This is a genomic window from Vibrio sp. V01_P9A10T6 (assembly GCF_963877065.1).
Lineage (GTDB): Bacteria > Pseudomonadota > Gammaproteobacteria > Enterobacterales > Vibrionaceae > Vibrio > Vibrio anguillarum.
The window spans coordinates 121,336-147,661 of the sequence record NZ_CAWNTB010000110.1 but is presented as its reverse complement, the minus strand read 5'-3'; the positions used below and the strand labels follow the sequence as shown (position 1 = coordinate 147,661).

At 45.4% G+C, this 26,326-nt stretch carries 24 protein-coding genes and 1 tRNA gene; 12 read left to right on the top strand and 13 right to left on the bottom strand.

Translation table 11 applies throughout. The features are described 5' to 3' along the window. The first annotated feature begins 132 nt into the window (after window positions 1-132). Together AACQ21_RS06335 and AACQ21_RS06330 are read left to right on the top strand one after the other, a co-directional pair. Window positions 133-2,658, top strand: a complete 2,526-nt coding sequence (locus tag AACQ21_RS06335; RefSeq protein ID WP_181185575.1) for a heavy metal translocating P-type ATPase — start codon at window positions 133-135, stop codon at window positions 2,656-2,658. A gap of 13 nt (window positions 2,659-2,671) precedes the next feature. Continuing rightward, window positions 2,672-3,121 (top strand): DUF411 domain-containing protein, encoded by a 450-nt coding sequence (locus tag AACQ21_RS06330; RefSeq protein ID WP_013856238.1) that lies wholly within the window; start codon window positions 2,672-2,674, stop codon window positions 3,119-3,121. A 66-nt stretch (window positions 3,122-3,187) separates the two neighbouring features. Here the strand turns inward: AACQ21_RS06330 and AACQ21_RS06325 are convergent, their stop codons facing one another. Continuing rightward, window positions 3,188-5,839: a beta-N-acetylhexosaminidase gene (locus AACQ21_RS06325; protein WP_105977260.1), complete on the bottom strand. Its 2,652-nt coding sequence runs from the start codon at window positions 5,837-5,839 to the stop codon at window positions 3,188-3,190. Between the two features lie 553 nt (window positions 5,840-6,392). Between AACQ21_RS06325 and AACQ21_RS06320 the strand changes: the two genes are divergently transcribed. Next, window positions 6,393-6,563, top strand: coding sequence for a hypothetical protein (locus AACQ21_RS06320; protein ID WP_181185574.1), 171 nt, complete (start codon window positions 6,393-6,395; stop codon window positions 6,561-6,563). Between the two features lie 229 nt (window positions 6,564-6,792). Here AACQ21_RS06320 and AACQ21_RS06315 read toward each other — a convergent pair. Beyond that, window positions 6,793-6,869: transfer RNA gene (locus AACQ21_RS06315), tRNA-Pro, on the bottom strand. Between the two features lie 275 nt (window positions 6,870-7,144). Between AACQ21_RS06315 and AACQ21_RS06310 the strand changes: the two genes are divergently transcribed. After that, on the top strand, window positions 7,145-7,285 hold the full coding sequence (locus AACQ21_RS06310; protein ID WP_010319399.1) for a DUF3149 domain-containing protein: 141 nt from the start codon (window positions 7,145-7,147) through the stop codon (window positions 7,283-7,285). A 390-nt stretch (window positions 7,286-7,675) separates the two neighbouring features. Next, on the top strand, window positions 7,676-8,653 hold the full coding sequence (gene rluF, locus AACQ21_RS06305) for a 23S rRNA pseudouridine(2604) synthase RluF (RefSeq protein ID WP_105977259.1): 978 nt from the start codon (window positions 7,676-7,678) through the stop codon (window positions 8,651-8,653). Window positions 8,654-8,791: 138 nt separating this feature from the next. Here rluF and upp read toward each other — a convergent pair whose 3' ends face one another. Continuing rightward, window positions 8,792-9,418 (bottom strand): uracil phosphoribosyltransferase, encoded by a 627-nt coding sequence (gene upp, locus AACQ21_RS06300; RefSeq protein ID WP_026027908.1) that lies wholly within the window; start codon window positions 9,416-9,418, stop codon window positions 8,792-8,794. Window positions 9,419-9,586: 168 nt separating this feature from the next. Here upp and purM point away from each other — a divergent pair, with 168 nt between their 5' ends. Further along, complete coding sequence (purM, locus tag AACQ21_RS06295; protein WP_010320092.1) at window positions 9,587-10,627, top strand: phosphoribosylformylglycinamidine cyclo-ligase; 1,041 nt, start codon at window positions 9,587-9,589, stop codon at window positions 10,625-10,627. A gap of 3 nt (window positions 10,628-10,630) precedes the next feature. Next, window positions 10,631-11,272, top strand: coding sequence for a phosphoribosylglycinamide formyltransferase (gene purN, locus AACQ21_RS06290; RefSeq protein ID WP_105977258.1), 642 nt, complete (start codon window positions 10,631-10,633; stop codon window positions 11,270-11,272). A gap of 111 nt (window positions 11,273-11,383) precedes the next feature. Here purN and AACQ21_RS06285 read toward each other — a convergent pair whose 3' ends face one another. Then, window positions 11,384-12,217, bottom strand: a complete 834-nt coding sequence (locus AACQ21_RS06285; protein ID WP_105977257.1) for a class II glutamine amidotransferase — start codon at window positions 12,215-12,217, stop codon at window positions 11,384-11,386. Window positions 12,218-12,281: 64 nt separating this feature from the next. Next, window positions 12,282-12,857: a D-sedoheptulose 7-phosphate isomerase gene (gene lpcA / locus AACQ21_RS06280; RefSeq protein WP_010320095.1), complete on the bottom strand. Its 576-nt coding sequence runs from the start codon at window positions 12,855-12,857 to the stop codon at window positions 12,282-12,284. A 347-nt stretch (window positions 12,858-13,204) separates the two neighbouring features. Between lpcA and fadE the strand changes: the two genes are divergently transcribed. Continuing rightward, a complete protein-coding gene (gene fadE / locus AACQ21_RS06275) occupies window positions 13,205-15,649 on the top strand; it encodes an acyl-CoA dehydrogenase FadE (protein WP_105977256.1) in 2,445 nt (814 codons plus the stop codon). Between the two features lie 93 nt (window positions 15,650-15,742). Here fadE and AACQ21_RS06270 read toward each other — a convergent pair whose 3' ends face one another. Both AACQ21_RS06270 and dnaQ read right to left on the bottom strand, forming a co-directional pair. Beyond that, window positions 15,743-16,993, bottom strand: coding sequence for a TIGR03503 family protein (locus AACQ21_RS06270; protein WP_181185573.1), 1,251 nt, complete (start codon window positions 16,991-16,993; stop codon window positions 15,743-15,745). An 8-nt stretch (window positions 16,994-17,001) separates the two neighbouring features. Further along, window positions 17,002-17,745, bottom strand: a complete 744-nt coding sequence (dnaQ, locus tag AACQ21_RS06265) for a DNA polymerase III subunit epsilon (RefSeq protein WP_013856229.1) — start codon at window positions 17,743-17,745, stop codon at window positions 17,002-17,004. Between the two features lie 56 nt (window positions 17,746-17,801). Here dnaQ and rnhA point away from each other — a divergent pair, with 56 nt between their 5' ends. Then, complete coding sequence (rnhA, locus tag AACQ21_RS06260; protein ID WP_013856228.1) at window positions 17,802-18,269, top strand: ribonuclease HI; 468 nt, start codon at window positions 17,802-17,804, stop codon at window positions 18,267-18,269. Here rnhA and AACQ21_RS06255 read toward each other — a convergent pair. Then, window positions 18,254-19,018, bottom strand: a complete 765-nt coding sequence (locus AACQ21_RS06255) for a methyltransferase domain-containing protein (RefSeq protein ID WP_013856227.1) — start codon at window positions 19,016-19,018, stop codon at window positions 18,254-18,256. The genes rnhA and AACQ21_RS06255 overlap by 16 nt on opposite strands. 36 nt (window positions 19,019-19,054) lie before the next feature. On the opposite strand from AACQ21_RS06255, the gene gloB reads away from it, so the two are divergent. From gloB to AACQ21_RS06240, 3 genes are all read left to right on the top strand, one after another. After that, window positions 19,055-19,813, top strand: a complete 759-nt coding sequence (gene gloB / locus AACQ21_RS06250; RefSeq protein ID WP_105977254.1) for a hydroxyacylglutathione hydrolase — start codon at window positions 19,055-19,057, stop codon at window positions 19,811-19,813. 72 nt (window positions 19,814-19,885) lie between these two features. Next, on the top strand, window positions 19,886-21,457 hold the full coding sequence (locus tag AACQ21_RS06245) for a lytic transglycosylase (protein ID WP_105977253.1): 1,572 nt from the start codon (window positions 19,886-19,888) through the stop codon (window positions 21,455-21,457). Next, a complete protein-coding gene (locus AACQ21_RS06240; RefSeq protein WP_013856224.1) occupies window positions 21,454-22,140 on the top strand; it encodes a YIP1 family protein in 687 nt (228 codons plus the stop codon). Before AACQ21_RS06245 ends, AACQ21_RS06240 begins: the two co-directional genes overlap by 4 nt. A gap of 7 nt (window positions 22,141-22,147) precedes the next feature. Here AACQ21_RS06240 and AACQ21_RS06235 read toward each other — a convergent pair whose 3' ends face one another. The 5 genes from AACQ21_RS06235 to accA form a co-directional block, all read right to left on the bottom strand. Continuing rightward, a complete protein-coding gene (locus AACQ21_RS06235; RefSeq protein WP_181185572.1) occupies window positions 22,148-22,990 on the bottom strand; it encodes an endonuclease/exonuclease/phosphatase family protein in 843 nt (280 codons plus the stop codon). Between the two features lie 80 nt (window positions 22,991-23,070). Beyond that, on the bottom strand, window positions 23,071-23,409 hold the full coding sequence (gene glnB, locus AACQ21_RS06230) for a nitrogen regulatory protein P-II (RefSeq protein WP_010320105.1): 339 nt from the start codon (window positions 23,407-23,409) through the stop codon (window positions 23,071-23,073). Between the two features lie 110 nt (window positions 23,410-23,519). Further along, window positions 23,520-23,831: a c-type cytochrome gene (locus tag AACQ21_RS06225; protein WP_026028528.1), complete on the bottom strand. Its 312-nt coding sequence runs from the start codon at window positions 23,829-23,831 to the stop codon at window positions 23,520-23,522. Between the two features lie 60 nt (window positions 23,832-23,891). Further along, a complete protein-coding gene (gene tilS / locus AACQ21_RS06220) occupies window positions 23,892-25,202 on the bottom strand; it encodes a tRNA lysidine(34) synthetase TilS (protein ID WP_105977251.1) in 1,311 nt (436 codons plus the stop codon). A 132-nt stretch (window positions 25,203-25,334) separates the two neighbouring features. Further along, complete coding sequence (gene accA / locus AACQ21_RS06215) at window positions 25,335-26,294, bottom strand: acetyl-CoA carboxylase carboxyl transferase subunit alpha (RefSeq protein WP_013856219.1); 960 nt, start codon at window positions 26,292-26,294, stop codon at window positions 25,335-25,337. Window positions 26,295-26,326 lie beyond the last annotated feature (32 nt).

Here is a 26,326-nt window from a genome sequence, read left to right as displayed (position 1 = left end):
TTGCCTTTCGTTTTTCTGCGCTCAAGAATAACGCTTAAAATTCGCTTAACTTTCCTTTAGTGGAACTTGACCTTACCCTAAAGGTAAGGTTTATGCTTCTAGCTATTGAGTTGGTTTACGGGGAATTTATCAATGAAACGCTTTCAATTGCCTTTATCAGGGCTGAAATGCATGGGTTGCGCGAAGAAACTTGAGCAGCATCTCAAGCAAGAATTTGAGGTACAAATCCACCAGCTGTCACCCACATTCATCGAACTGAGCACTTCGGCCTCTTTAAGTGAACTCATCGCCGCTATCGAATCCTTAGGCTATCAAGCCTTGCTCAGCACAAACAGCGATCCTCTGCCCTCGTCGCAACCCACAACCTTGGTTAGCGATATACAGCCACTAGCACAAGAGACAGAAGTCTCAACAACGGGTTTGGTTAGTACCCACTTACTGATCCAAGGAATGACTTGCGCAAGCTGTGTCTCTTCGGTGGAAAAAGCACTTCTAAGCGTTAACGGCGTACAAAAAGCGCAAATCAATTTAGCTGAACAAAGCGCCTTAGTGCTCTCGCAAGCGGATATCGCTGACCTTGAACGGCAATTGCTCAATGCCATTACTCATGCAGGCTACCGTGCAGAGCGAGTCGATGACCCTGCCCAACAACAAGAAAAACAAAAACAGCAATCACTTGATTTACAAAAGCAACATAAAACCAATGCATTACTAGGTTTAATAATGGGTATTCCGTTAATGCTCTGGGGCCTTCTTGGTGGCAGCATGATGATTGTGACCACTCAGCAGCAAATATACTGGGGCGTTATCGGCATTGTGTGCTTAGCCCTATTGGCCACCGCTGGCCGCCACTTTTTTAGCCATGCTTGGCTTGCGTTAACCCATAGGCGCGCCACCATGGATAGCTTAGTTGCCCTAGGAACCGGAGCGGCTTGGGCCTATTCAATGTTGGTAGTGATTTACCCAACTTGGTTTCCCGTCGCCTCGCGTCATGTTTACTTTGAAGCCAGCGCGATGATTATCGGTTTGATTTCACTGGGCCACTACATTGAGGCGAAAGCCAAAGCAAAGACAACCCAATCCTTGCAAGCCCTAATTAACTTGCAGCCACAACAAGCAACACGCATCACGGCGCAAGGCGATCAACAGATTGCGGTTGAATTAGTACAACTTGGCATGCAACTACGCATAAAACCGGGAGAAAAAGTGCCGATAGACGGCAAAGTCCTCAGCGGTGAATCTTATGTTGATGAGTCCATGCTCACTGGCGAGCCGATCCCCGTCCTAAAAGTGGCAGGCGATGCCATTGCGGCAGGCACCATCAATCATGATGGCAGCTTAGTCATCGAAGCCACTGGCGTAGGGGCGCAAACCATGCTCTCGCGCATCATCCAAATGGTGCGTCAGGCGCAAAGCAGTAAACCAGCCATTGCCAAACTGGCAGATCAGATATCCGCTATTTTTGTACCGACAGTGGTTATGATTGCCCTGTTTTCCGCTCTGATTTGGTACTTTGTAGGCCCTGAACCTAAGGCCAGTTATATGCTAGTGGTTGCGACAACAGTATTGATCATTGCTTGCCCTTGTGCCTTGGGTCTAGCTACTCCACTCTCGGTTACAGTAGGAGTTGGCAAAGCCGCTGAAATGGGTATTTTGATCAGAGATGCCAATGTATTGCAATCGGCAAGCAAAATCACCACTGTAGTATTTGATAAGACAGGTACGCTCACTCAAGGCAAGCCAACCGTTCAGAACTTAGTCACGTGGGGAATTGAAGATAGCAAATTGTTAACCCTTGTTTACGCTTTGGAACTGCGCTCTGAACATCCTCTTGGCAAGGCTATCTGCCATTATGCGCAACCGCTGGTATCAACCAGCGCCGAAGTCGAGCAATTTACCAACCTAAGAGGCAAAGGGCTAATGGCAAATATTGGCGGTGATTCCGTCGTCGTTGCCTCTTTATCGCACCTTGAATCACTGGGCGTTCCTCTTACTCAAGCACAAACGGCCATTGAACACTACGCAGAACAAGCTTGGACGCCAGTCGCGGTTGCCATTAACGGTGAACTCAAAGGTCTCATCGCTATTGCTGATCCAATCAAACCTAATGCTGCACAAGCTATCAGCACACTGAACAAAATGAACATTCGTACCGTGATGCTAACTGGAGATAACCAAAGCGTGGCCACTGCAATAGCAAAACAACTGGGCATACAGCAAGTGATGGCTCAAGTACTTCCGGATCAAAAAGCACAAAAAATCGTGCAGTTACAAGAGAAAGGCCAAATCGTCGCCATGGTCGGTGATGGTATTAATGATGCGCCAGCCCTTGCGCAAGCCGATATTGGTATCGCAATGGGCAGTGGCAGTGATGTCGCAATAGAGAGTGCGCAAATGACATTGCTCAACTCCTCACCGCTTGCCGTAGTCAATGCTATCGCTCTTTCTAAAGCAACGGTAAAAAACATGAAGCAGAACCTATTGGGCGCGTTTATTTATAACACCTTCGGCATTCCCATTGCCGCTGGCGTGCTTTATCCCGCTTTTGGCTTTTTACTCAGCCCTGTAGTTGCAGGAGCGGCAATGGCTTTGTCCTCAATCACAGTCGTGAGCAACGCTAACCGCTTACGTCTATTTAAATCCCCTTTTCACTCTTAGAGGTTAGATAAAAATGAAAATGATCACAGCCGCTATGCTTAGCACCTTGTCTCTTATGAGCTACTCCGCATTCGCCACGGTGACCGAGGTGACCAATTACAAATCCCCTTATTGTGGCTGCTGTACTGAGTGGTCCACTCACATGCAACAAGCAGGATTTAAGGTTAACGAGCAATTGCAAGAAGATATGACGGCGATAAAACAACAATTGGGCATTACACCCAAGCTCGCCTCTTGCCATACAGCCGTTATCGACGGCTATGTTTTCGAAGGTCACATTCCAGCCACAGACATTCAAGCCTTTCTCGCTAATCCACCGAAAAATGCCAAAGGGTTAGCCGTGCCCGGCATGCCAATCGGCTCTCCAGGTATGGAATCTGGTGATAAGAAAGAAGCCTATTCGGTTTTTGCTTTTAACGAGCAAGGTCAGGTGTTTGAGTTTGCTCACCACGAAGGTAATTGATTTTATGCAATAAAGCCTCCGACAGATGCGGAGGCTTTCATTTGGGTGCCTTGATATGGCTACGAGTTATTTAACGCTAGTTACTCGGCTGACTCGCTCGCCTGAAGCAGAGATAGAACGGATCCAGACCTCACCGGACACCTTCGGTTGTTCGATGCTCGAGTAAGTAAGCCATTGTTGACCATCTAATGAGTATTGCAGCTCAACGCCTGGGAATGACGAATTCATCGACAATTTACCCGCTTCAATCTTAGCTCCGGGAATTGGCAGGCGATAATCAATGCCAGCTTTTTCCAGTTTCGCCAGCTCACGTTGTCCAACAATATTAGCAAAACGAGTCCAATCTTGATTCAATGCAGACTTATTGACTAAGTTCGTTTGCTGAGAGTATTCAACCCCTACTTTGTAGTCGTTTTCCCACTCCGCTTTATGCCAAGCACGCTCGGCAGCCGCCAACACTCGGGGGAAAACCATATACTCATACTGCTCATCATTACGAACCGTTTCTGACCACAATTGAGCTGACAAGCCGTAGAATGGTTTCGACGTCACCTCTCCTTTACCGACAAAACCATTACCATCACGATCTAATGAAGTTTCAGCGTTTTGCGGCATATTTTCCGGTGCAAAACCAAACATTTTGCGCGTATCGGTCGCACGGGTGGCCCAGTAATAACCGCGCTCTTTAGGATCCGCCTCATAAGGCATATCCATGTAGACATAATCAGGGTTAGAAACAATTACGTCGTAACCTTGTTTTGCCCATTCATAAACAGAGCTTGTACCGCCCCAATAGAGGACATCCCAAAAGTTCACACGTGTATTGCGCGTGGCAAAAGATGATTCTCCCTCGCTGTATTTCAAGCCATCTTGCCATGCTTGGAAATTCTCAATCCCTTTATCGGCGACAATTTCCGACACTTGCTCAGCAAAATAACTCGGTAAATGAGCAAAGTCACTTACTACTCCTTGGCTGACTAATGCTTGGCACTGTGGCGATTTCGCAAATGGTTTATCTTGTTGTGAAAGATCTAAGTTACCTTTCCAACTGACTTTTTCCGTCGCATTAATATCTTGGAAACCCGCGCCCAATTTGATGTTTTTCGCCTCATCGCCACCAAAATGCCAAGTCGATAAAGGCATGCCCGCCTCAATGTGCATCAAGGCCACTTCAGTGATCACCTTGTCCACAAAACGTTTAGACGAGTCTAAACAAGGGTTAATAAAACTCTGCTTATCATAAAACTGAACCGTCGTAACATTGGAGCTGTCTTGAGGATCCATCAAGCGATACTGGCTAGCCTGTTCGGTTTTCCCCTCTTGGCTCAAACGATCAAAACGAGCCTCCATTGAAACAACTGCAGAGCGAGCATGGGCTGGCATATCAATTTCAGGGATCACTTCAATATTGCGCGCTTTAGCGTGCTTGAGGATTTCAATGTAATCGGCTCGACTAAAATAACCCGAGCCAAAGTTATCAGAATTTGGACCGGAGCCAAGCTGTGGCAGCAAGCAGTTTTTCTCATCTAAATCAAAGCAGCGCTGCCCACCAATGTCGGTCAATTCAGGTAAGCCCGGAATTTCTAAACGCCAACCTTCATCATCGGTCAAATGAAGATGTAATTTATTCATCTTATAAGCCGCCATTTGATCTAACGTGGCCAAAATCGCTTGCTTAGAATGGAAGTTACGTGCGACATCCACCATCACACCACGGTAATCAAAACGTGGAGCATCTTCGATGTGGATCACTGGCAGCGCTGTGACATTCTGGCTATCCACTAAACCCAAAATAGATTGAACGGCGTAGAAAGCTCCCGCCTCATCAAATGCACGAATAGAGATAGCATTCGGTGCAATCTCCAACTCATAAGCACCCGATGTCGCCATCTGGTCAGAAAATTTGCTCGGTGTAATCGCAACACCAACCGCCAACTCTCCATCAAGCTTCAGCCCAACCGTTTTAGCACGCGCCTGTAGTGCTGAAAACTGATCCGTCGCAAAGTCCTTCACATCAAGCTTTAGGCCGCGAGTAATGTCAACAACACCTTGACCAAGCGTTGTTTTTAGAGGCGTTGGTAACAGAGCCGTTGATACATCTTGCAGTGATACATCGCTATTTCTCTCAAATCGGTTGATGGCCGTGGCAAACACATTATTATCGCTGGTGGTGCGTTTGATATTGTCGCCCTCAAGCCCACGCACAAATGACGACGTGTCCTCTGTGTTAAGAGATACAATAAGCTTAGGCTCTGTATTGGGCGCCGCAACGAATGCACGCGGCATAAAGTCCGTTTCAAACAACTGCCAATATTCAGCGACCAGAGGCAAAACAACCTCTTCGCCCGCAGCAAAACCATCAAATTTATCAGTAGGTTCAAGCTTATGTAAATCACCTGTTAAACGAGTAATTTTGAATTGATCATTTTCAACATCCAGAATCAGTCGAATGCTGTGGAAATAGATAGCCCACTGCTTTGAATTCACGGCTTCACCTTGGTTAACCAAGGTCATGTTCACTTTATTACACGATGCCCATTCCGCTTCGAGAGCCTGACATGCCAATCCTTCATCTGCCCCGTGATTGGTTACTACGGTGTAATGAATATCCAAATTTTCCGCCAGCGCATCGACTAATTTCTGCTCTGGTGATTGCAACAAAGAGCAACCTGATAATGTGGCGATAACCGAAACAGCAATCAAACTAGGTTTCAACATTTGACTCACCCTACCTTTAAAATAAAAACCCAATATCCTGTTAAAAGGACTCAAAACAGCAACAAGCATAAAGGCTTGTGACCTAAGGCATTCACCATACAAGGAGTTATTTCTAAGCGTAAAATAATTAGCTACACGAAGTGATCCAGTTCAAATCCTCTAAAATACAATCAAAATAAAACCATTTAAAATCAATAGATTAAACTTGACGTCAAAACCGTAATTTATTATTTGACGAGTTTAACTTGAGAAAGATCACATAAAAATGCATAACAAAAATGAATTTATGAATAGAGATCACTACTCACTACAAGGCGAGAAGTTCATTAAAGGGATTTGACAGGTTAAATTGTGATATAGGTCATAAATTGTAATGACTCATCAAACGTCAAAATGCGCTAAAGTGACGTTTTTTACACATCCTAATGCTATTCATTATCGTGGAATATTGACTGCTATTTTCAATAGTTGAATTTACTCTGTGAAGGGTGGACAGTGAAAGAGCCTGATAGAGAAAGAGGAAAAGGAAAACCCTTTCTCTTTGGTAATGAAAATGATCACATCCAGATGTAACAAAGCCTCACATTACTGCGAGGCCTTTAATGTGGTCGGTGAAGAGCCAGATAGTGAGATAGTGAAAGAGGCGAACCCTTTTCTCTTTGGTAACGAAAAAACTTACCGCTTCCAAATGCAACAAAGCCCCGCATTACTGCGAGGCCTTTAATGTGGTCGGTGAAGAGCCAGATAGTGAAAGAGGCGAATCCTTTTCTCTTTGGTAACGAAAAAACTTACCGCTTCCAAATGTAACAAAGCCCCGCATTACTGCGAGGCTTTTAATGTGGTCGGTGAAGAGCCAGATAATGAAAGAGGCGACCCCCTTTCTCTTTGGTAACGAAAAAACTTACCACTTCCAAATGTAACAAAGCCCCGCATTACTGCGAGACTTTTAAAGATGGTCGGTGAAGAGGGATTCGAACCCCCGACCCTCTGGTCCCAAACCAGATGCGCTACCAAGCTGCGCTATTCACCGAAATTTTTGCTCTGCACTTAGCGAGCAGTTCCGAGCTTTTTGCCTAGAACGGATGCGTATATTACTCATCTAAAACTAAGACGCAAGCCTTTAATCTTATTTCCATCAAATAACAAACTCATTGGCTAAATCACCATCAAATACACATAAAAACGTGACTAATTACACACCAATAGAAACATCAAGTTAACCTATGCAACATAATTGATCCAGATCAGTGTCAACAAACAGAGCAAACTTTAACTTGGCTGTGTCTTCGAAACTTTGGAGGAAACATGGACTTTTGGCTTGATCTCCTATTTGGTAATGCTGTGGGACTGTCTTCAATGATAGTAATCTTTGGTGCTTTTGGTCTTATGCTGTTTTATGGCGGTTTCTTCATTTATAAAGTGATGAATGACAAATCTCCTCACTAGATCGCTTAGCACCTATTGAAAAATAGTGTGACGCTATGCACCGGGGTGGATTATCTGTCTGCTCCGGTTTTTTATCGCGTTAATAACTCTATCTTCTTGATGAATGGCATCATTCGCTACTCAAGAACGGTTCGATAAGAACACCTGTCTCAAAATAGTTTCCATTTTCTCATGCAAATAAAAGCATTCCCTCAGCATATAAATAAAGACGTCAATGCCGTCTATATCTTGTTGAGGAAAAGTGATGGGGAAAGGCTGGAAACCATGAGTGTCATTAAAAACGCCTTGGTTAATTAATATTAACTGCTAAAATATCGCAACGTTACTAGGCAACACTCAGAGTGTTGCTTTCTTTTTATTCACCGCCGTTGGGAAACGTAAGAGCAACCTATGTCACAACAAGCCACCATCCGTTTAAACAAATACATCAGTGAAACTGGTTTTTGTTCTCGTCGAGAGGCCGATAAGTTAATTGAACAAGGCCGAGTAACCATCAATGGACTATTGCCGGAAATGGGCACTAAAGTCACGCCGAACGATGAGGTGTGTATTGATGGTAATCCATTAAAATCAAAAGAAAAACCGATATACATTGCCCTTAACAAACCGACTGGAATCACCTGCACAACAGAGCGCGATATTCCAGGTAACATTGTTGATTTTATTGGCCACCACAAACGTATTTTCCCGATAGGTCGATTAGACAAACCATCTGATGGACTGATCTTTCTGACTAACGATGGTGACATAGTCAATAAGATATTACGTGCTGGTAATAACCATGAAAAAGAGTACGTCGTCCGAGTAGATAGACCCATCACCGACGAATTTCTACATAAGATGGCCTCTGGTGTGGAAATTCTTGATACGGTGACACTGCCTTGCAAAGTAACCCAAGAAACGAAGTTCTCCTTTAGAATTGTGTTAACACAAGGGTTAAACCGTCAAATTCGTCGTATGTGTGAAGCCTTAGGTTACGAAGTGTTTAAACTACGCCGAGTTCGTATTATGAACATCAGCCTAGACGGTATCCCGAATGGTGAATGGCGTTATTTAAGCGACGAGGAAGTCGCTGAAATATTAGCAATGTGTGAGAGTTCTTGCGGTACGGAAGGCGCGTCCAAGCTTGATGCGACGGGTAAGCGTATTCGCAAAGCTACCGATGCAAAACTGTTTGATAGTCGTGAGCAAAATCAAACCTCAACGGCACGCAGAAATCAAAAGCCAAAAACGTTCCAAGGACGCAATGCCGATGAGTTTCGCCATGCTCCAAATACAAAAAGAGCACCGCGCCGACCCACAAATTCATCACAAGGTGCGCCAGCTAATAGCCACAGAAAAAGCAGTACGTTAAGTCTTAAAAAATAATCATCGAACAATGCGTTAATTCTGTTGAGCAATAAAATGACCGTAATGACGCATCACTGAAACAACTATAAAAAACCGAAGCAACTATAAAAAAGGAGAAACTTTCGTTTCTCCTTTAAGACAGCATAAAATTAACGCTTATTTCGTACCAAAAATCTTATCACCAGCATCGCCAAGACCAGGAACGATATAACCTTTATCATTCAATTTCTCATCAATTGCCGCCGTATAGAGCTCAACATCAGGGTGCGCTTTTTCTAACGCCGCGATGCCTTCAGGCGCTGCAACTAAAACGAGAATTTTAAATTGGTTACAGCCGCGCTCCTTGAGCAAATCGATCGTCGCAATCATGGAACCGCCAGTTGCCAGCATTGGGTCAACCACAAGCGCAATTCGCTCCTCAATATTAGAAGCGAGTTTGTTGAAATAAGGGACAGGCTCAAGTGTTTCTTCATCACGATAGATGCCAACAACACTAATCCGCGCACTTGGAATGTGCTCTAAAACGCCGTCCATCATGCCAAGACCAGCACGCAAAATAGGTACTACCGTTACTTTTTTACCTTTGACTTGATCAATTTCAACTGGGCCATTCCAGCCTTCAATCGTCACTTTTTCTGTTTCAAAGTCTGAGGTTGCTTCATAAGTTAGTAGGCTACCCACTTCTGTAGCTAACTCACGAAAACGCTTAGTGCTGATATCCCCTTCCCTCATTAACCCAAGTTTGTGCTTAACTAGAGGGTGTTTAACTTCAACAACTTTCATTTTCATCTCCGACGACATTTAAACAAACCTTCGAATTGTACACACTTTTTATGCTAATTTCAGTGCCAATTATAAACAAAAAAACTGACGCAAACGTTTTCCTTTTTGTTTTAAGCCCTGTTAGAATAGCGCCGTTTTCATATCCAACTTATGACCGAGGACTTCCCCGTGAGCGGTAATAACACTTCTCTTAGTTACAAAGATGCTGGCGTAGATATTGATGCAGGCAATGCACTTGTTGAACGAATTAAAGGCGCCGTCAAACGCACTCGTCGCCCTGAAGTTATGGGTGGCATTGGTGGTTTTGGCGCGCTTTGCGAGCTACCAACCAAATATAAACATCCTGTTTTAGTCTCTGGCACCGATGGAGTTGGCACAAAACTTCGCCTCGCATTGGATATGAATAAGCACGACACCATTGGCATTGACTTGGTTGCAATGTGTGTTAACGATTTGATTGTTCAAGGTGCTGAACCGCTTTTCTTTCTGGACTACTACGCCACGGGCAAATTGGATGTAGATACAGCTGCTGATGTGGTGTCGGGTATTGCCGATGGTTGTGTGCAAGCAGGTTGCGCTTTGATCGGTGGTGAAACCGCTGAAATGCCGGGTATGTACGAAGGTGAAGATTACGATGTCGCTGGCTTTTGTGTCGGTGTGGTTGAAAAAGAAGAGATCATCGATGGCTCAAAAGTAGCAGCAGGTGATGCTCTGATTGCGGTTGGCTCTAGCGGCCCTCACTCAAACGGCTATTCATTAGTTCGCAAGATCCTGGAAGTATCAGGTGCCGACAAAAATGAAGACTTGGCTGGCAAAACGATTGGTGAGCACTTACTGACACCAACCAAGATTTACATCAAATCAGCGCTTAAAATGATCGCCGAGCACGATATTCACGCCATTTCGCACATTACTGGCGGTGGTTTCTGGGAAAACATTCCTCGCGTTCTTCCGCAAGGGACGAAAGCGGTGATTGACGGCAATAGCTGGGAATGGCCAATTATTTTCCAATGGCTGCAAGAAAAAGGGAATGTAACCACTCACGAAATGTACCGCACATTTAACTGTGGTGTAGGACTGATTGTTGCGCTTCCAATGGATCAAGCACAAGCGGCGGTTCAATTACTGCAAGCGGAAGGCGAAAATGCGTGGGTTATCGGTCATATTGCTGAAGCTCAACTCGATGAAGAGCAAGTAGAGATCAAATAACTGATGAAAAGTATTGTTGTTTTAGTTTCAGGAAATGGCACCAACTTACAGGCTATCCTTGATGCGTGTGAAACGAAAATTAAAGATGGCAAAGTAACGGCTGTTTTTTCAAACAAAGCAACTGCTTATGGCTTAGAACGAGCTAAAAAAGCAGATGCGGCGGCGGTGCATATTGACCCAAATGCCTTTGACACGCGAGATGCGTTTGATGCGGTATTGATGGAGAAAATTGACCAATACGCGCCTGACTTAATCATTCTTGCTGGCTACATGCGTATTCTGAGTGGTGAGTTTGTGCGTCACTATTTAGGACGGATGCTCAATATTCATCCTTCTTTACTTCCTAAATATCCTGGGTTGAATACCTACCAACGCGCGATTCACGCGGGTGATGAAGAACATGGCACCAGTGTGCATTTTGTGACTGAACAACTTGATGGTGGCCCAGTCATTCTACAAGCAAAAGTGCCTATTTTTGATGAAGATACCGTTGAGATTCTGACTCAACGTGTCCAAGCTCAAGAGTATCGAATTTACCCACTAGTGGCACAATGGTTCGTTGAAGGACGCTTGGAAATGCGTGAAGGTAAAGCCTATTTAGATGGCCAATTACTTGGCATGCATGGTTATGCTTTCGATGAATAAATCGTATCTCTGAATAGTGCGAAAAAGGTTGCCTCAACAGCAACCTTTTTTATTGTCATCTCAAATACGATTCAAACAGCAGTAAATAGAACAAGCTTAAGAATAAAAAACTTAAATAGGTGCTTGGCAGCCTGGCTTTGCCGCGGCAAACGGAATGTCAGCTAAGGACTGTGCATTGCCATCAACGTATTCGCCATAATGGAAAATCGCATATTCACCTGGCTTCATTCGTTGCCAAGTTTCATTTCCCGTCAGTGGCTGAGTCGCAATCACTGACACAACATCACCAGGCGTTGTTTCTTCTTGGAAGTTAATCTCGACATCTTCATCAAGTAAACTTGCTTTCCCAAAGGGGGCGCGTCGAGTGATCCAGTACAGATGATTCGTGCAATAGGTCACCACAAACTCACCGTCAGAAAGTAGCATATTAAACACACCTTGCTGCTTCAGTTGATCGCAACACTTCGCAACGAATTGAAACATGCTGAGCATATCTTGAGGCGGTTCAGGATAACGCGCTTCTAACTGCTTTAACAACCAACAGAAAGCTTGCTCGCTATCCGTTTCACCAACAGGGCGATAGCGCCCAGTTTCTAGCTGCTGGTGATCCGCCAATTGTCCATTGTGAGCGAACGTCCAATATCTCCCCCACAATTCTCGAGTGAATGGGTGAGTATTTTCCAAATTCACCCCACCCCGATTTGCTTGACGAATATGGCTAACCACTGCCCGACTTTTTATAGGGTAACTCTGCACAAGCTCTGCAATTTTTGACTGAAAGCTAGGGTTAGGGTCTTTAAAGGTGCGAAAACCCTTCCCTTCATAGAAAGTGATTCCCCAACCATCACGATGCGGCCCCGTGTTGCCGCCACGCTGAATCAACCCAGTAAAACTAAAGCAAATATCAGTCGGCACATTGGCACTCATACCGAGCAATTCACACATGGTTTAATGCACTCCCTTTTGCAACCACAAACACATTAAAAGAAAAGAACGGTGTTGAACTTTCTTACGCCATCTCTTTTTCAATCAGTTGGATAACAATGTGGATGATCTTGATATGGATTTCTTGGATACGATCCGCGTAGCCGAAGTGCGGGACACGAATCTCGATATCCGCTAAACCTGCCATTTTCCCACCATCTTTACCGGTCAGTGCAATGGTCTTCATCCCTTTGGCTTGGGCCGCTTCAATCGCTTTCAAAATGTTCCCCGAGTTACCAGAAGTCGATAGGCCAAACAGGACATCGCCTTTTGAGCCCACCGCTTCCACATAGCGAGAGAATACAAAATCGTAACCAAAATCATTGCTAACGCAAGACAAATGGCTTGGATCTGAAATAGCAATACCAGGATAACCCGGACGATTCTCGCGATAGCGCCCCGTTAGCTCTTCAGCAAAGTGCATTGCATCACAGTGGGAACCGCCATTACCGCAAGAGAGCACTTTTCCGCCTTGCTTAAATGAGTCGGCAATCAGTTTTGCGGCGGCCTCAATTTGAGCGATGTTATGCTCATCATTAAGAAATTTGTTTAGCACGTCAGCCGCTTCGGTCAATTCACTTTTAATTAAATCCTGGTACATAGATATATTCTCTTTTTAATCTGTTTACCGATAGGCTCCATCAATCAAGAGCCACTAACAGGCTTGAGTTTACCCAAACCATCCTTTCTGTCGATAGTTCGACTTCAAGAATTGTTGTTTTCTCCCGCTTCCCAGTCCAGAAAGCCCTCTATGGGTTGTTTATTTTGAGGTTTTGCCCTACATGGATCACTTTTTGAACAATACAAGGTTTTACATTTCGTTAATAATTTGATTACACTTAGAACTGGTTAGACCACTTACACAAACGAGACGACTAACAACACTTCCCAATGCACTGACAAAAATCAGCCGCAATGGCGTGAATACAGTCTCAAAGGAATGAAATTATGGACATCTTGCTCTCTATACTTGGTTTTCTCACCGTGTTCGGTGTGTGCCTCTACCACCGAATGTCACTTTTTAGCGCATTAGTTGCGCTAACGGTAACCATGGTAGTTCTTACCCTGCTGGATTACACCGGGGTGATTGGATGGTTGCTGTATTTAGCGGCTATCGCTTTATTAGCCGTTCCCTCTATCCGTCAAAGCGTGATTAGCGAAAAAGCATTAACACTGTTCAAAAAAGTGCTACCTGCAATGTCACAAACCGAAAAAGAGGCATTAGATGCAGGAACCGTTTGGTGGGAAGCTGAACTGTTTAAAGGCAAACCGAACTGGAACAAACTGCACAAAATTGCAGCGCCGACATTAAGTGCACAAGAGCAAGCCTTTATTGATGGACCAGTCAACGAAGTGTGTGCCATGGTTAGCGATTATCAAGTTACGCATGAATTAGCCGACTTACCTCCTGAGGTTTGGCAATATTTAAAAGATCATAAATTCTTCGCCATGATCATTAAAAAACAATACGGCGGCTTGGAATTTTCAGCTTATGCACAATCCATTGTGCTACAAAAGCTAACGGGTGTATCTGGAGTGCTTTCATCCACCGTTGGTGTACCGAACTCTTTAGGCCCGGGCGAACTTTTACAACATTATGGTACTGAAAATCAGAAAAACCATTACCTGCCACGTTTAGCGGAAGGTAAAGAGATTCCCTGTTTTGCATTAACCAGCCCAGAAGCGGGTTCCGATGCAGGTTCAATTCCTGATTTTGGCGTGGTATGTAAAGGGAAATGGGAAGGAAAAGAAGTGTTAGGGATGCGCCTAACGTGGAACAAGCGCTACATCACGCTCGCCCCGGTTGCAACCGTATTAGGCCTAGCATTCAAACTGCGCGATCCTGATGGCTTACTTGGGGATAAAACAGAGCTTGGCATCACTTGTGCGCTCATCCCAACCCACTTAAAAGGAGTTGAAATTGGCAATCGCCACATGCCATTGAACGTTCCATTCCAAAATGGTCCGACACGTGCTAACGACTTATTTGTGCCGCTTGATTTCATTATTGGCGGACCAAGCATGGCAGGACAAGGCTGGCGTATGCTTGTAGAGTGTTTATCGGTTGGACGTGGCATTACGTTACCTTCTAACTCGACGGGCGGAATTAAAACTGCGGCGCTAGCAACAGGAGCTTACGCTCGGATTCGTCGTCAATTTAAGCAACCAATTGGCCATATGGAAGGTGTCGAAGAGCCATTAGCACGTTTAGGTGGTAACGCTTATGTGATGGATGCGGCGAGCAATTTAACCGTAGCTGGTATTGATCTGGGCGAAAAACCCTCGGTCATTTCCGCTATAGTCAAATACCACTGTACCCACCGTGGTCAACGCAGCATTATTGATGCAATGGATATCGTGGGCGGGAAAGGCATTTGTATTGGTCCTGCTAACTTTTTAGCTCGCAGCTACCAAGGTGCACCGATTGCCGTAACCGTCGAAGGGGCCAATATTCTGACTCGCTCAATGATCATCTTTGGTCAAGGCGCTATCCGTTGTCATCCTTATGTTTTAGAAGAAATGAACGCCGCTTATTCACAAGATTCTGATGCCGTTGAGAAATTTGACGCCGCTCTTGCAGGTCACGTCAGCTTCACCATGAGTAATCTTGTGCGCAGTATTTGGTTTGGTGTCACCGATGGTTTGGGTTCATCTGCACCGACTAATGATGCAACCAAACGCTACTACCAACAACTAAACCGTTACAGCGCTAACTTAGCACTGCTTTCTGATATTTCGATGGCTGTATTGGGAGGCTCTCTCAAACGTAAAGAGCGCTTGTCAGCACGCCTTGGCGATATTTTGAGCCAACTCTACCTCAGTTCTGCCACACTTAAGCGTTTTGAAAATGATGGTCGTCCCGTGGAGGATCTTCCTTTGGTTCATTGGGGTCTACAAGACAGTTTGAAGCAGACGGAAGTCGCCATTGATGAATTCTTAGCCAACTTCCCGAATAAAGCGATTGGTAAGGTACTTCGTATATTGTTGATGCCGATTGGTCGAGTACGCAAAGCACCTAGTGATAAATTAGATAGCCAAGTTGCGCAGATCCTGCAAACACCGAGTGAAACTCGTTCACGCATCGGTCGCAACCAATATCTCGCCCCAACGGCGCATAATGCGGCGGGTAAGATTGAACAAGCACTGGACATCATTTTACGTGCAGAGCCTTTGTTCGATAAAGTGTGCAGCGTCACCAATCAACGCCGTCCATTTTTGCGTTTAGATGAAGTGGCCGCCATTGGCTTACAACAAAAAATTCTAACCGAACAAGAAGCACAGCTATTAACGGAAGCTGAGGCTCATCGTTTGTATACCATTAATGTCGATGATTTTGCGCCACAGGAACTGGCCGCAAAGCCTCAATATCCGGCAATAAATGATGTTGCGTAAGTCAATTCATTTAATGTCAAAGGGCGTTTTCAACGCCCTTTTTTATGACTGGAATACAGAATCAAGAGGTTGCCAACTCGGCAACATCCCTTGTTATTTCTTCGGCATATTCAACTGTAATTCGGGTTGCAACGTCTTTTTCGCTTTAATCTTACGCATCACAAACCACGCCAAAAGCCCAATCAATATCGCACCAATATTACCAATAACAATGAACATAATACTGCGACTCGTTGCCTCTGCTCTCATCTGAATAATCAGTTGCTCCTGTTCAAGCTTACGCTGCTGGATTTCTTCTTCCATCTGCAAACGGCGAGTCTCCTCAATGTTGACATCATCAACCACGCTGTAAGTATGCTCAGCAAGCGGGAAGTAAAGTGGACGCTGGCTGGCAAGCTCTGTCGCATACAACTTTCCAGACCAACGATAGTTACCGTTGTCTCCATTGTATGGAATTTCTAAACTTAACTTTAGCGCCTCTTTTTCTGACTGCCCCTCAGTAATAAAGATATCATCATAAATATTCGCATGTTCGACATGGGCAACGATGGAGCCTGGGGCTATCATTCCTTGCTCACCCGAAAAAACAATTTGATGTGGCGCACCATCAACACGAGATTGGATAAAGGTGGTTGAGACTGGAGCTGGGTAAACCAGCACCTCTTGCTCTTGGGCGCGTAAAAACACGCCGTTGCCAGAGGTGATCCTAACGCGATACTTACCCGGCATTGGAGTGATAGGCAGCGCTACAGTGAAAATGCCATCACCAGGACGTTCATCTAAACCACGTCCATCATCAGCAAATTCACCAATAACCTCAGGTAATGGACGCGCCTCTTTAATCAGATCTTCTTCATTTTCAACGTATTTAGTAAAGGTTACTTTTAAGTTGACTCTATCGAGAAAGTCTCTCAACAATAAAGGCTTACCGTCGGAGGTTAATCGCGCGGTAAATTTTATCACTTCACCAAGGTATAAGCGCGTAGGAAACAGATCAGTATCAAGTTGCAGATGAGAAATAAGCTTGATGCTATTTTGTGAGGAAACCTTGCCTATGGCCTGCCAAGGGCCAGGCATTGGCTTATCAATTGAAATGATATCCATTGTGGGTTCTTGATACCAACGCACATTATCGCTATGTTGCCAAGCGTAATATTTCTTGCCATCAGGCCGCACAAGCACCACGGGGTGGGATGACTTTTCGCGATACACAACAAAAGTAATTTGTGAAATGGTTGGATCCACACGGAAACGATTGTCGAGCAGCGACATCGAGGAGGAATTCACCGCAAAAACGCCTGTACTCCACATCAGCGCAATCACTGCTGCCATTATCCTCAACATATTTTCTCCTACTGACGCCAAAGGCAGCTTCCGCTCTTTTCGACTAGATCCAATCTTTCTTGGTGTGCTTGTAATTCATCGGCACAAGCCTGCAAAACCTTTAGCTTTTTCCGACCTGCGACAGCTCGTTTTATTGACTCACCTCCCACACTGCCATCACTGCGCGTTCCGGCACTGAACTGTAACGAGGTTTGCCCGCCAGTCATCAGCAGATAAACGTCCGCTAATATCTCCGCATCGAGCAATGCACCGTGCAAGGTACGATGTGAGTTATCGATACCATAACGATCACAAAGTATATCCAAATTGTTGCGTTTGCCGGGAAAAATACGCTTTGCCATAGCAAGCGTATCGGTCACTTTGCAATACTGCTCCGTCTTACCGATTTTAGCGTCGAGCTTGCGAAACTCGTAATCCATAAAACCGACGTCGAAGGGAGCGTTGTGCGCCACCAGCTCAGCCCCCTTGATGAAATCTAAAAACTCTTGATGCACATCGCGATATTGCGGTTTGTCCATCAAAAACTCATCGGTAATACCGTGGATTTCGATCGCTTCTAACTGAATCTCACGATCGGGTTTCAGGTAGACATGGAAGTGGCGGCCTGTCAGCTTGCGGTTGATAATTTCTACGGCACCGATTTCAACAATGCGGTGTCCTTCATAGTGAGGGCCGCCTTCACGGTTCATACCCGTGGTTTCCGTATCGAGAACGACGATACGTTGGGATTGGGAATTGCTGCTAGTATTCATAAGGATATGTATGTCAGACTATGCCAATAATGTGCGTAACCTAATAGTATCAAATCATGACAAAACAGGTGGAAATTTTCACTGATGGATCTTGCTTAGGTAATCCTGGCCCGGGTGGTTATGGGGTTGTCCTTCGTTACAAAGAAACCGAAAAAACGTTAGCCAAAGGCTACCGACTCACCACTAACAACCGAATGGAAATGTTAGCGGCCGTGGTTGCACTGCAAACACTGAAAGAGCCATGTAATGTTATTCTCACCACAGACAGCCAATACGTTCGTCAAGGTATTACTCAGTGGATCCACAACTGGAAAAAACGCGGTTGGAAAACATCGGATAAAAAACCAGTGAAGAATGCCGATTTATGGCAAGCACTCGATAAAGAAAGCGCCCGCCATACCATTGACTGGCGCTGGGTGAAAGGCCATGCGGGTCATCGTGAAAATGAAATGTGCGATGAATTAGCACGCAATGCAGCAGAAAACCCAACCGAAGACGATATTGGGTATCAAGCATCCGAATAAGGGTCACAGGCCTTATCTTGGTTCTGAGTTGATAAACGGTAGTTCAGGCTAACTGGCGAAAGACGCCGTTTAAAACGCCAATGAGGTTTAATCGGTTTCAAGGGATAAGTACGTTTGCGCGCTACGATGAAATACAGGCTACCAAATGGAGCGGCCCAGTCGCCAATACCATTTTCCAACCACGCCCACATGGGTTGATATTTTTGCATCGGAAAAAGGGCATATTGGTCACAGTCAATCACTTGATAGTTCAAGACACTCAGCCAGTCCTTAATCCGGTTAGCGGTAAACATACGACCGCTCCAAGGTAAGTTATGTTTTCGCCAAGGCATCAAACTTGCGATCCCCGTAAAACTGATTGGATTAAACCCCGTAATAATGATGTAGCCATCATCCATCATCACGCGATCAACTTCGCGTAAGATACGGTGCGGATCGCCACAATAATCCAGTTGGTGCGCTAAAATAGCCACATCAAAACTCTTTTCAAGAAAAGGCAGTTCGTAGCTATCGGCAATCACCGTATGGAGTGGGTTTTCAATATCAAGATGAACTTGGTGTTGAATATTGCAGTTGCAACTGGCAAGCTCACAACTCAAACCACCGAGCTTAAGCATATGATAGCCAAATAATTTAGAGCACCATTCATCAAGCCGAGTCTGAATAGAATCACTAACCCACTGGCCATTTTTAAGTTGGGACCAAGAATGAGGCTTATCTAATTTTTTTTCGCTACGCGCTGGCTTCATCGATAACCTATTTCACCTCGGTGATTGGAGATACTCATGTTACAGATCAAAAGCATACCCGCATTTAATGATAATTACATCTGGCTGATCCAAAATAGCGATCAGCGTTGTGCTGTGGTCGATCCCGGTGATGCAGCACCAGTGCTTGAGTACCTCTCGAAGCATCAATTAACGCTCGAAGCAATATTAATTACCCACCATCACCATGATCACATTGGTGGTGTTGCAGAACTGGTTCGCCAGTTTCCCAGCATTAACGTTGTTGGTCCCGCTCATGAACCTATTCCTACCTTAACGCACGCGGTTGAAGCTGGCGATCAGCTAGAACTGTTCAATGAAATCTTTATGGTGCTTGATCTCGCAGGACACACAAAAGGCCACATAGGCTATCTCGGTGACAATAAACTGTTTTGTGGAGATGTACTGTTCTCCGCAGGGTGTGGCCGTGTTTTTGAGGGCACAATGGAGCAAATGTTTACGTCACTGTGTAAACTTGCCGCATTGCCAGAAGAGACTGAGGTCTATTGCGCGCACGAATATACCGCAAGTAACGTCGCATTTGCTTTAGCCGTTGAGCCCGATAATGACCAACTTCAACAGTATCGAGATACCGTCAATCGGCTCCGAGCCCAGCAGAAATCGACATTACCGACCACGATCCGCCAAGAAAAATGGATCAATCCATTTTTGCGGACCCAGCAAGAGAGTGTGATGAAATCCGTCGCGAATCGTACTCAACAAACCGATCCTCTATCAATTTTTACCGCGTTACGTGAGTGGAAGAACGAATTTTGACGATTTGCTGCTTGTCATAGCAATAAAGTGCCAAGTATTATCAGCAGCCATTAAGTCAAAGGGCTGAGATAGATGCGATTTCAATTTAGCTGGGTGATGGTGCTCTTGTTAGCGGGGTGCCAAATCACTCAGCCAACAGACCAAACAACAGCGCCAAATGCCAAAGAGGCAAATAGCCCTCAGATTCAGACACAAAAAGAGATGGCTAAACAAAAGTCGTCATCTGCAAAAAAGACAACGCCGAAAGTGATCACGCCACAAGAGCAAGCGGACGTATGGCAGCGCATCGCAATGCAGTTGTCGATGGATATCCCAGATCATAAATCAGTGAATTATTATCGAACTTGGTATCTTAAACACCCTAATCACCTGCAAACTGTTGCCGAGCGAGCAAAGCCATTTCTTTACCTTATCACTGAGAAAATTGAGCAGCGCGGCTTACCACTTGAGTTAGCACTCTTACCCATTGTTGAAAGCTCGTTTGATGCCTTTGCCTACTCACACGGTAGCGCAGCGGGGCTGTGGCAATTTGTGCCGAGTACGGGAGAGATGTATGGCCTAGAGCAAAATTTTTGGTATGACGGAAGACGAGATGTAGACGCCGCCACCAATGCGGCTTTGGATTACCTCACTGCATTAAATAAGCGTTTTGATGGTGATTGGAGCCATGCGATTGCCGCCTATAACAGCGGTGGTGGGCGGATCTCTAGCGCGATTCGTAAAAATCACAAGGCAGGTAAACCAACCGACTTTTTCTCACTCGACTTACCCGATGAAACCACAGGCTACGTCCCTAAATTACTCGCACTGGCCGATATTGTTGCCAATCAAGAAAAATATGGCATTGAAATCCCAGCGATTGCTAACAAACCAGTGTTAACGTTAGTCGACCCTCAAGAACAGCTTGATCTTGCCATTGCCGCCAATTACGCCGGAATGAGCGTGAAAGAGTTGCAAAGTTACAACCCAGCTTACAATCAATGGGCGACCTCGCCGACGGGACCTCATCAACTGCTTATCCCAGTAGATAAAGTGGAACGCTTTGCTCAGAAAGTTGAAGAGAATCGCGGTAAGGGGATGAAGCTAGTGCGCTATAAGGTAAAATCCGGCGATAGCTTGAGTGTGATTGCTCAACAGCACAATACCACCAGCAAAGTGATTCAGACGGCCAACAATCTCAATGGCAACGTCATTCGCGTTGGACAGTATTTAATGATCCCAACATCCGTAAAAGACGAAAAAGCATACGCACTCAGTGCCAGTAACCGCTTGGCAAAAACGCAAGCGATGGCCCGTGGTCAGTATAAGCTGTCTCATACGGTAGCCAAAGGTGATAGCTTATGGAGCATTGCCAAACAGCACAATGTTTCCCATCAGTCCTTAGCAAAATGGAACGGTATGGGGCCAAGAGACACGTTGAAGATTGGCCAAAAACTGGTCATTTGGAAAAATAGCAGTGAGGGTGCCATCATTCGCACCGTCTTTTATCAAGTGCGTAGCGGCGATACACTCAGCGCCATCGCTAATAAGTTTAAAGTCAAAAGCCTCGACATTGTAAAATGGAACGAGCTTGCAAACCAAAAGTACTTAAAGCCGGGTCAAAAACTCAAGCTCTACGTCGATGTCACTAAGGTCAGTGTATGAATCCTTCCAGTAACCCGTTAATCATGTTGGTGGATATTTTCCGTTCCCCCACGTCTTGTTTTTTAGCCCTTTATCAACGCGGCATGTGGGGTTGGCAACCTTATCTCTTTTTAATCCTGAGTCCCTTTCTATTTTGGGGGGCTTATTTTGACGTGGTTAACCTTGAATGGTTAAAAGCTGGGCTCTCGGCGCAGTTGGCTATGATCAACCCCGCTCAGCTTGAAATGTTAGATGCCAACACCTTGATGGCCAGCGAAATTATCAGCGATGTGGTAGGCCGCACGCTAACGATTTTCATGTTGGCATTGTGGTTCAATTTGGCGACCAAGCAGAGCCAACATCAGCACGGTTTCTGGCGTTGGTTTGCCGCAAGTGCTGTCATCACTTTCCCAGCCGTGTTGGGCGATCTCGCCAGTTACGCGAGCTTATTACTCAAACATGGCCACGTGATGACTTACGCTGCTGATCTTAACAGTTTAAATGGCCTAATTAAGTTGCCACTGACTAATGATTGGTCTCAATTTGCCAGCTCCTTCCCACTACTTTTGCCTTGGTACATCGTACTTGGCTACGCGGCGGTGGGCGCATGGACAGAGCTGGAACGCGGCCAAGCTCTGGTGATTTCGGCGCTGCCTTGGATTGGCTATTACCTGATTTGGGCGCTGTACATCGCCATCAGTTAGAAAGTGGTTATAAACTAAAACTCGCCAATAGTGGGTTATGATCAGAAGCGTCCGTTACGGGCGCTTTTGCATTGAGCAGTGTTAAACCACGATAAAAAAGATGATCAAGCACCAAGCCCGTCACAAACTGAACACGGTGATCGGGTTCGAACAACACTTCCTTCAAACCCACACGATTTAATGCAGTGGTTAATGTGTCCATTCTTGCTTGACTCCAGCTATTAAAATCGCCACCGACAATCACCGGCCCTTGATGTGTTTTTAATTGAACGAGTAACGCTTCCAGCTGATTGGTATACTCTTGCGTTCCATAGGTAAAGTTCACTGCATGCAGGTTTACAACCGCCAGAGTCTGACCATCACTTAAACGATACAGGGCGTAAATCGCCGATTTGGGTAAGCGCAACCAAGGCTCTAATTCGGTGTAAGCACACGCTAATACTGGCATCTGCCTGCCAAGATTTAACACTCCGGCTGATTCACCAAAAATACGAAAAGCATCCGCTTGTGCCCCCCCCCACTGCTTTTGGCTGATCCACTCTTTCAATGACAAGGTCATGCTCGCTTCTTGTAGCAACACCAATTGGGCATCTTGGCTGAATTTATCCAGCTCACTTTGCCATGTTTCTCTATTTTGTTTATAGATATTCCAAACCAGTACATTAAGCTGACCACGCACATCAATTGCGCGAGCGTTTGGATTATCGTAACAAATCAGTGGAGATGAAGCGTTTTTCCCATCAATAGTCAACAATTGCGGCGTTGAAGGAATAGTAAAAATAGAGAAAAAACTAACCACAGCCGCGGTAATCAGCAACAGCGGCAAAACAAGCAGATATTTTCTTTTCATAACGTTCAACAAAATTGGTAGGGATGTATTAATAAAGAGACAAAAAAGGAGCCATTGGCTCCCTTCTTCTCGGTGTACAGCTAAATAGCGTCTTCGTCTTCTTCACCGGTACGAATTCGTACCACTCGTTCAATATTGGTAATGAAAATTTTACCATCACCAATTTTTCCCGTTTGCGCCGTCTCAATAATGGTGTCAACGCAGCGATCAGCGACATCGTCAGTCACCACAATTTCAAGCTTCACTTTAGGTAAGAAATCCACCATGTACTCAGCGCCACGGTACAATTCAGTATGCCCTTTCTGACGACCAAATCCTTTTACTTCAGAAACTGTCATACCCGTGATCCCGACTTCAGCTAACGCTTCGCGGACGTCATCAAGTTTAAATGGCTTAATAATGGCTTCGATTTTTTTCATGTTCATCCCTTACACTTTCGTCAATTGGTGGCATTATCTGCTAGCAAAAAAAAACAATCAATAAAAAGCCCAAGCAACGCTTGGGCTGATTGAAACCCGTTCACTGTCATTTACTTAAGACTTGCGAAATAGGCCGCTAAGTTTTCAATATCGGCATCACTGAGCATTGCCGCTTGCGCTTGCATTACGACGGCTAAACCACCATTACGCTCTTTATTCTTGTAGGCTTTAACTGATGAGATAAGGTATTGCTCATTTTGCCCTTTTAGATTTGGGTATCCCGGAATAAGGGCAATCCCGTCTGCGCCGTGACACGCCGCGCAGATAGCCGCTTTGGCTTGCCCTGCGGCTGGGTCTCCAGCAAACGCGCTTCCCGCTAACAACGTTAAACCCATAACTATTCCAATCGCGACTTTTTTCATTGCTCCACCTTTATGTCCATATTCATTGTATGTTTTATACGAATTTTGCATGAAAAGCGTTCATTTGTCCCAGATGAGTTCACAATCTTGCCCACTGAAGTCACGATCAACAAATAAATTTGCAATCGCAACCACTTGATTCCGATGCATCAATATTGGCGTTCTTCGTCGTAGCCAACTGGGCACGCCATACTCTTGGAACAATTTTTTTAGCTTTCGACTTCCCACTCGTCCGACGGGGCATGCTGCCAGCCCTTCAGGATTAAACGTAACGCTTAATTGATGGCAATCATCAGGCAAGGCTATTCCCTTGCTACCACCATGAGACGATAACCTCAGATTTCCTAGTCCATCAGGCAAGGTTAATGATTGATCGGGCATAATCATCGCCTGCCAATCTGAAATGTCTTGATAAGTTTGGATGCAATATAGCTTTTGGTCAAAGCGGCGGATCTCACTTTGCCCTAGTTTAAGCCGAGGATTCGCATCAATACGCGCAGACGCCACTTGTTGCCAAATCATCGCTAAATGTTCTTGAGTCGGCATTGGCTCCCCCAATTGAGCAAGCCACATTCTTAGCAATTGATAGCGTGCTAATTCGCTGCGATGAGAAAGCGCGGTAATTGATAAACTGCCATCAGTCATCTTTGCCTCTTGCATTGCCTCTTGTAGCAGCTCTTCAAGCAACACCTGCTGCTGAGCACACAATGTCGCACTACGAGCAACCGCTTGGTGAATATGCGGCCAGCGCTGCGTAAGAACTGGCGTGATGTGATGGCGGATAAAATTACGATCAAAACGGGTATCTTGGTTACTTTCGTCCTCGACCCAATCCAAATTCTGGGTTACGGCAAAGCTTTCGATCTGTACGCGAGTCGCCGCAAGCAAAGGACGGACGATTTTCCCCGCGCCAAATGGCATCGCTTGTGCCATCGAAGAGAGTCCTTTGGGTCCACTACCACGCTTTAACGCGAGCAAAAATGTCTCGATCTGATCATCGCTATGCTGTCCAGTTAGCAACAAATCGTCAGTGTTAATGTATTTCGCTAAAACTTGGTAACGCGCCGTACGCGCCAATGACTCCACACTTTCACCGCTAGCGGTATCGAGTTGCACCCGTTCAATAAAAAAAGGGATCGCGGCGTGTTGGGCCCAGCGCTGGCACTGTTTGGCCCACTCATCGGCATGTTGACTTAATCCATGATGAACATAAACAGCACAGCACTCACAGGAGGTTTCGTCACGATATTGCGCCAATAGTTCAAGCATCACCCGCGAGTCCATGCCACCACTAAAACCCAAGACTAATTGGCTGCTTGCTAAGCGATGACGATTGATAACGTGTGAAAATAGCGAATAAAGTTCAGACATGGGTTTTCAGCGCTAAGAGGAATTGATGCCAGTTTACCTTGAAACGCGCCAAGCAAACCAGTCCTGAAATCGGGCCGATAAAAAAGGGCTGGACAGAATCCAACCCTTTTTATTTATTGTTCGCTCTGCTGTTTAGCAGTAGCCGTAGTTCATCAAACGTTGATAACGACGAGCCAATAATGCTTCTTCATTCAACGGCTCTAAATCAGCAAGCTGTTTTAGCAGTGTTGCTTTCATATTGGCGGCCATTTGTATTGGATCGCGATGCGCGCCACCTAATGGTTCTTCGATAATTTCATCAATCAGCTCAAGCTCTTTTAAGCGAGGAGCGACTAAGCCCATCGCTTCAGCCGCTTGCGGTGCTTTATCTGAATCTCGCCACAAGATTGAAGCGCATCCTTCTGGCGAAATTACCGCATAAGTGGAATATTGCAGCATGTTCACGTAGTCACCCACGCCAATCGCTAAAGCGCCACCAGAGCCACCTTCACCGACAACATTACAAATAACTGGCACTTTCAAGCCTGACATCACTTTTAGGTTTGTAGCAATCGCTTCAGATTGGCCACGTTCTTCAGCGCCAACACCAGGATAAGCACCTGCGGTATCAATGAAGGTAATAATAGGCATGCCAAAACGTTCAGCCATTTTCATCAAACGTAGCGCTTTGCGATAGCCTTCTGGTTTTGGCATTCCGAAGTTACGTCTTACTTTCTCTCTCGTTTCACGTCCTTTTTGGTGACCAATCACCATCACCGGACGTCCTTCTAAACGAGCAATGCCGCCGACAATCGCTTTGTCATCAGCAAAAGCGCGATCACCAGCCAACTCGTCAAACTCAGTGAAGACATGGTTGATGTAATCAAGCGTGTAAGGGCGTTGTGGATGGCGTGCCAATTGAGCCACTTGCCATGCCCCTAAATCACCAAAGATTTTCTTCTTAAGCTCTAAGCTTTTCTTTTCTAGCTGTTCGATCTCTTTGTCGAGATCAACGGACTTATCACCACCATGGCGAGACACGTCGCGTAGCGCCTGAATTTTAGCCTCAAGTTCAGCAATTGGTTTTTCAAATTCTAGAAAATTTAGGCTCATCTACCGATCCTTTTATACTCAGCGTTCAACAT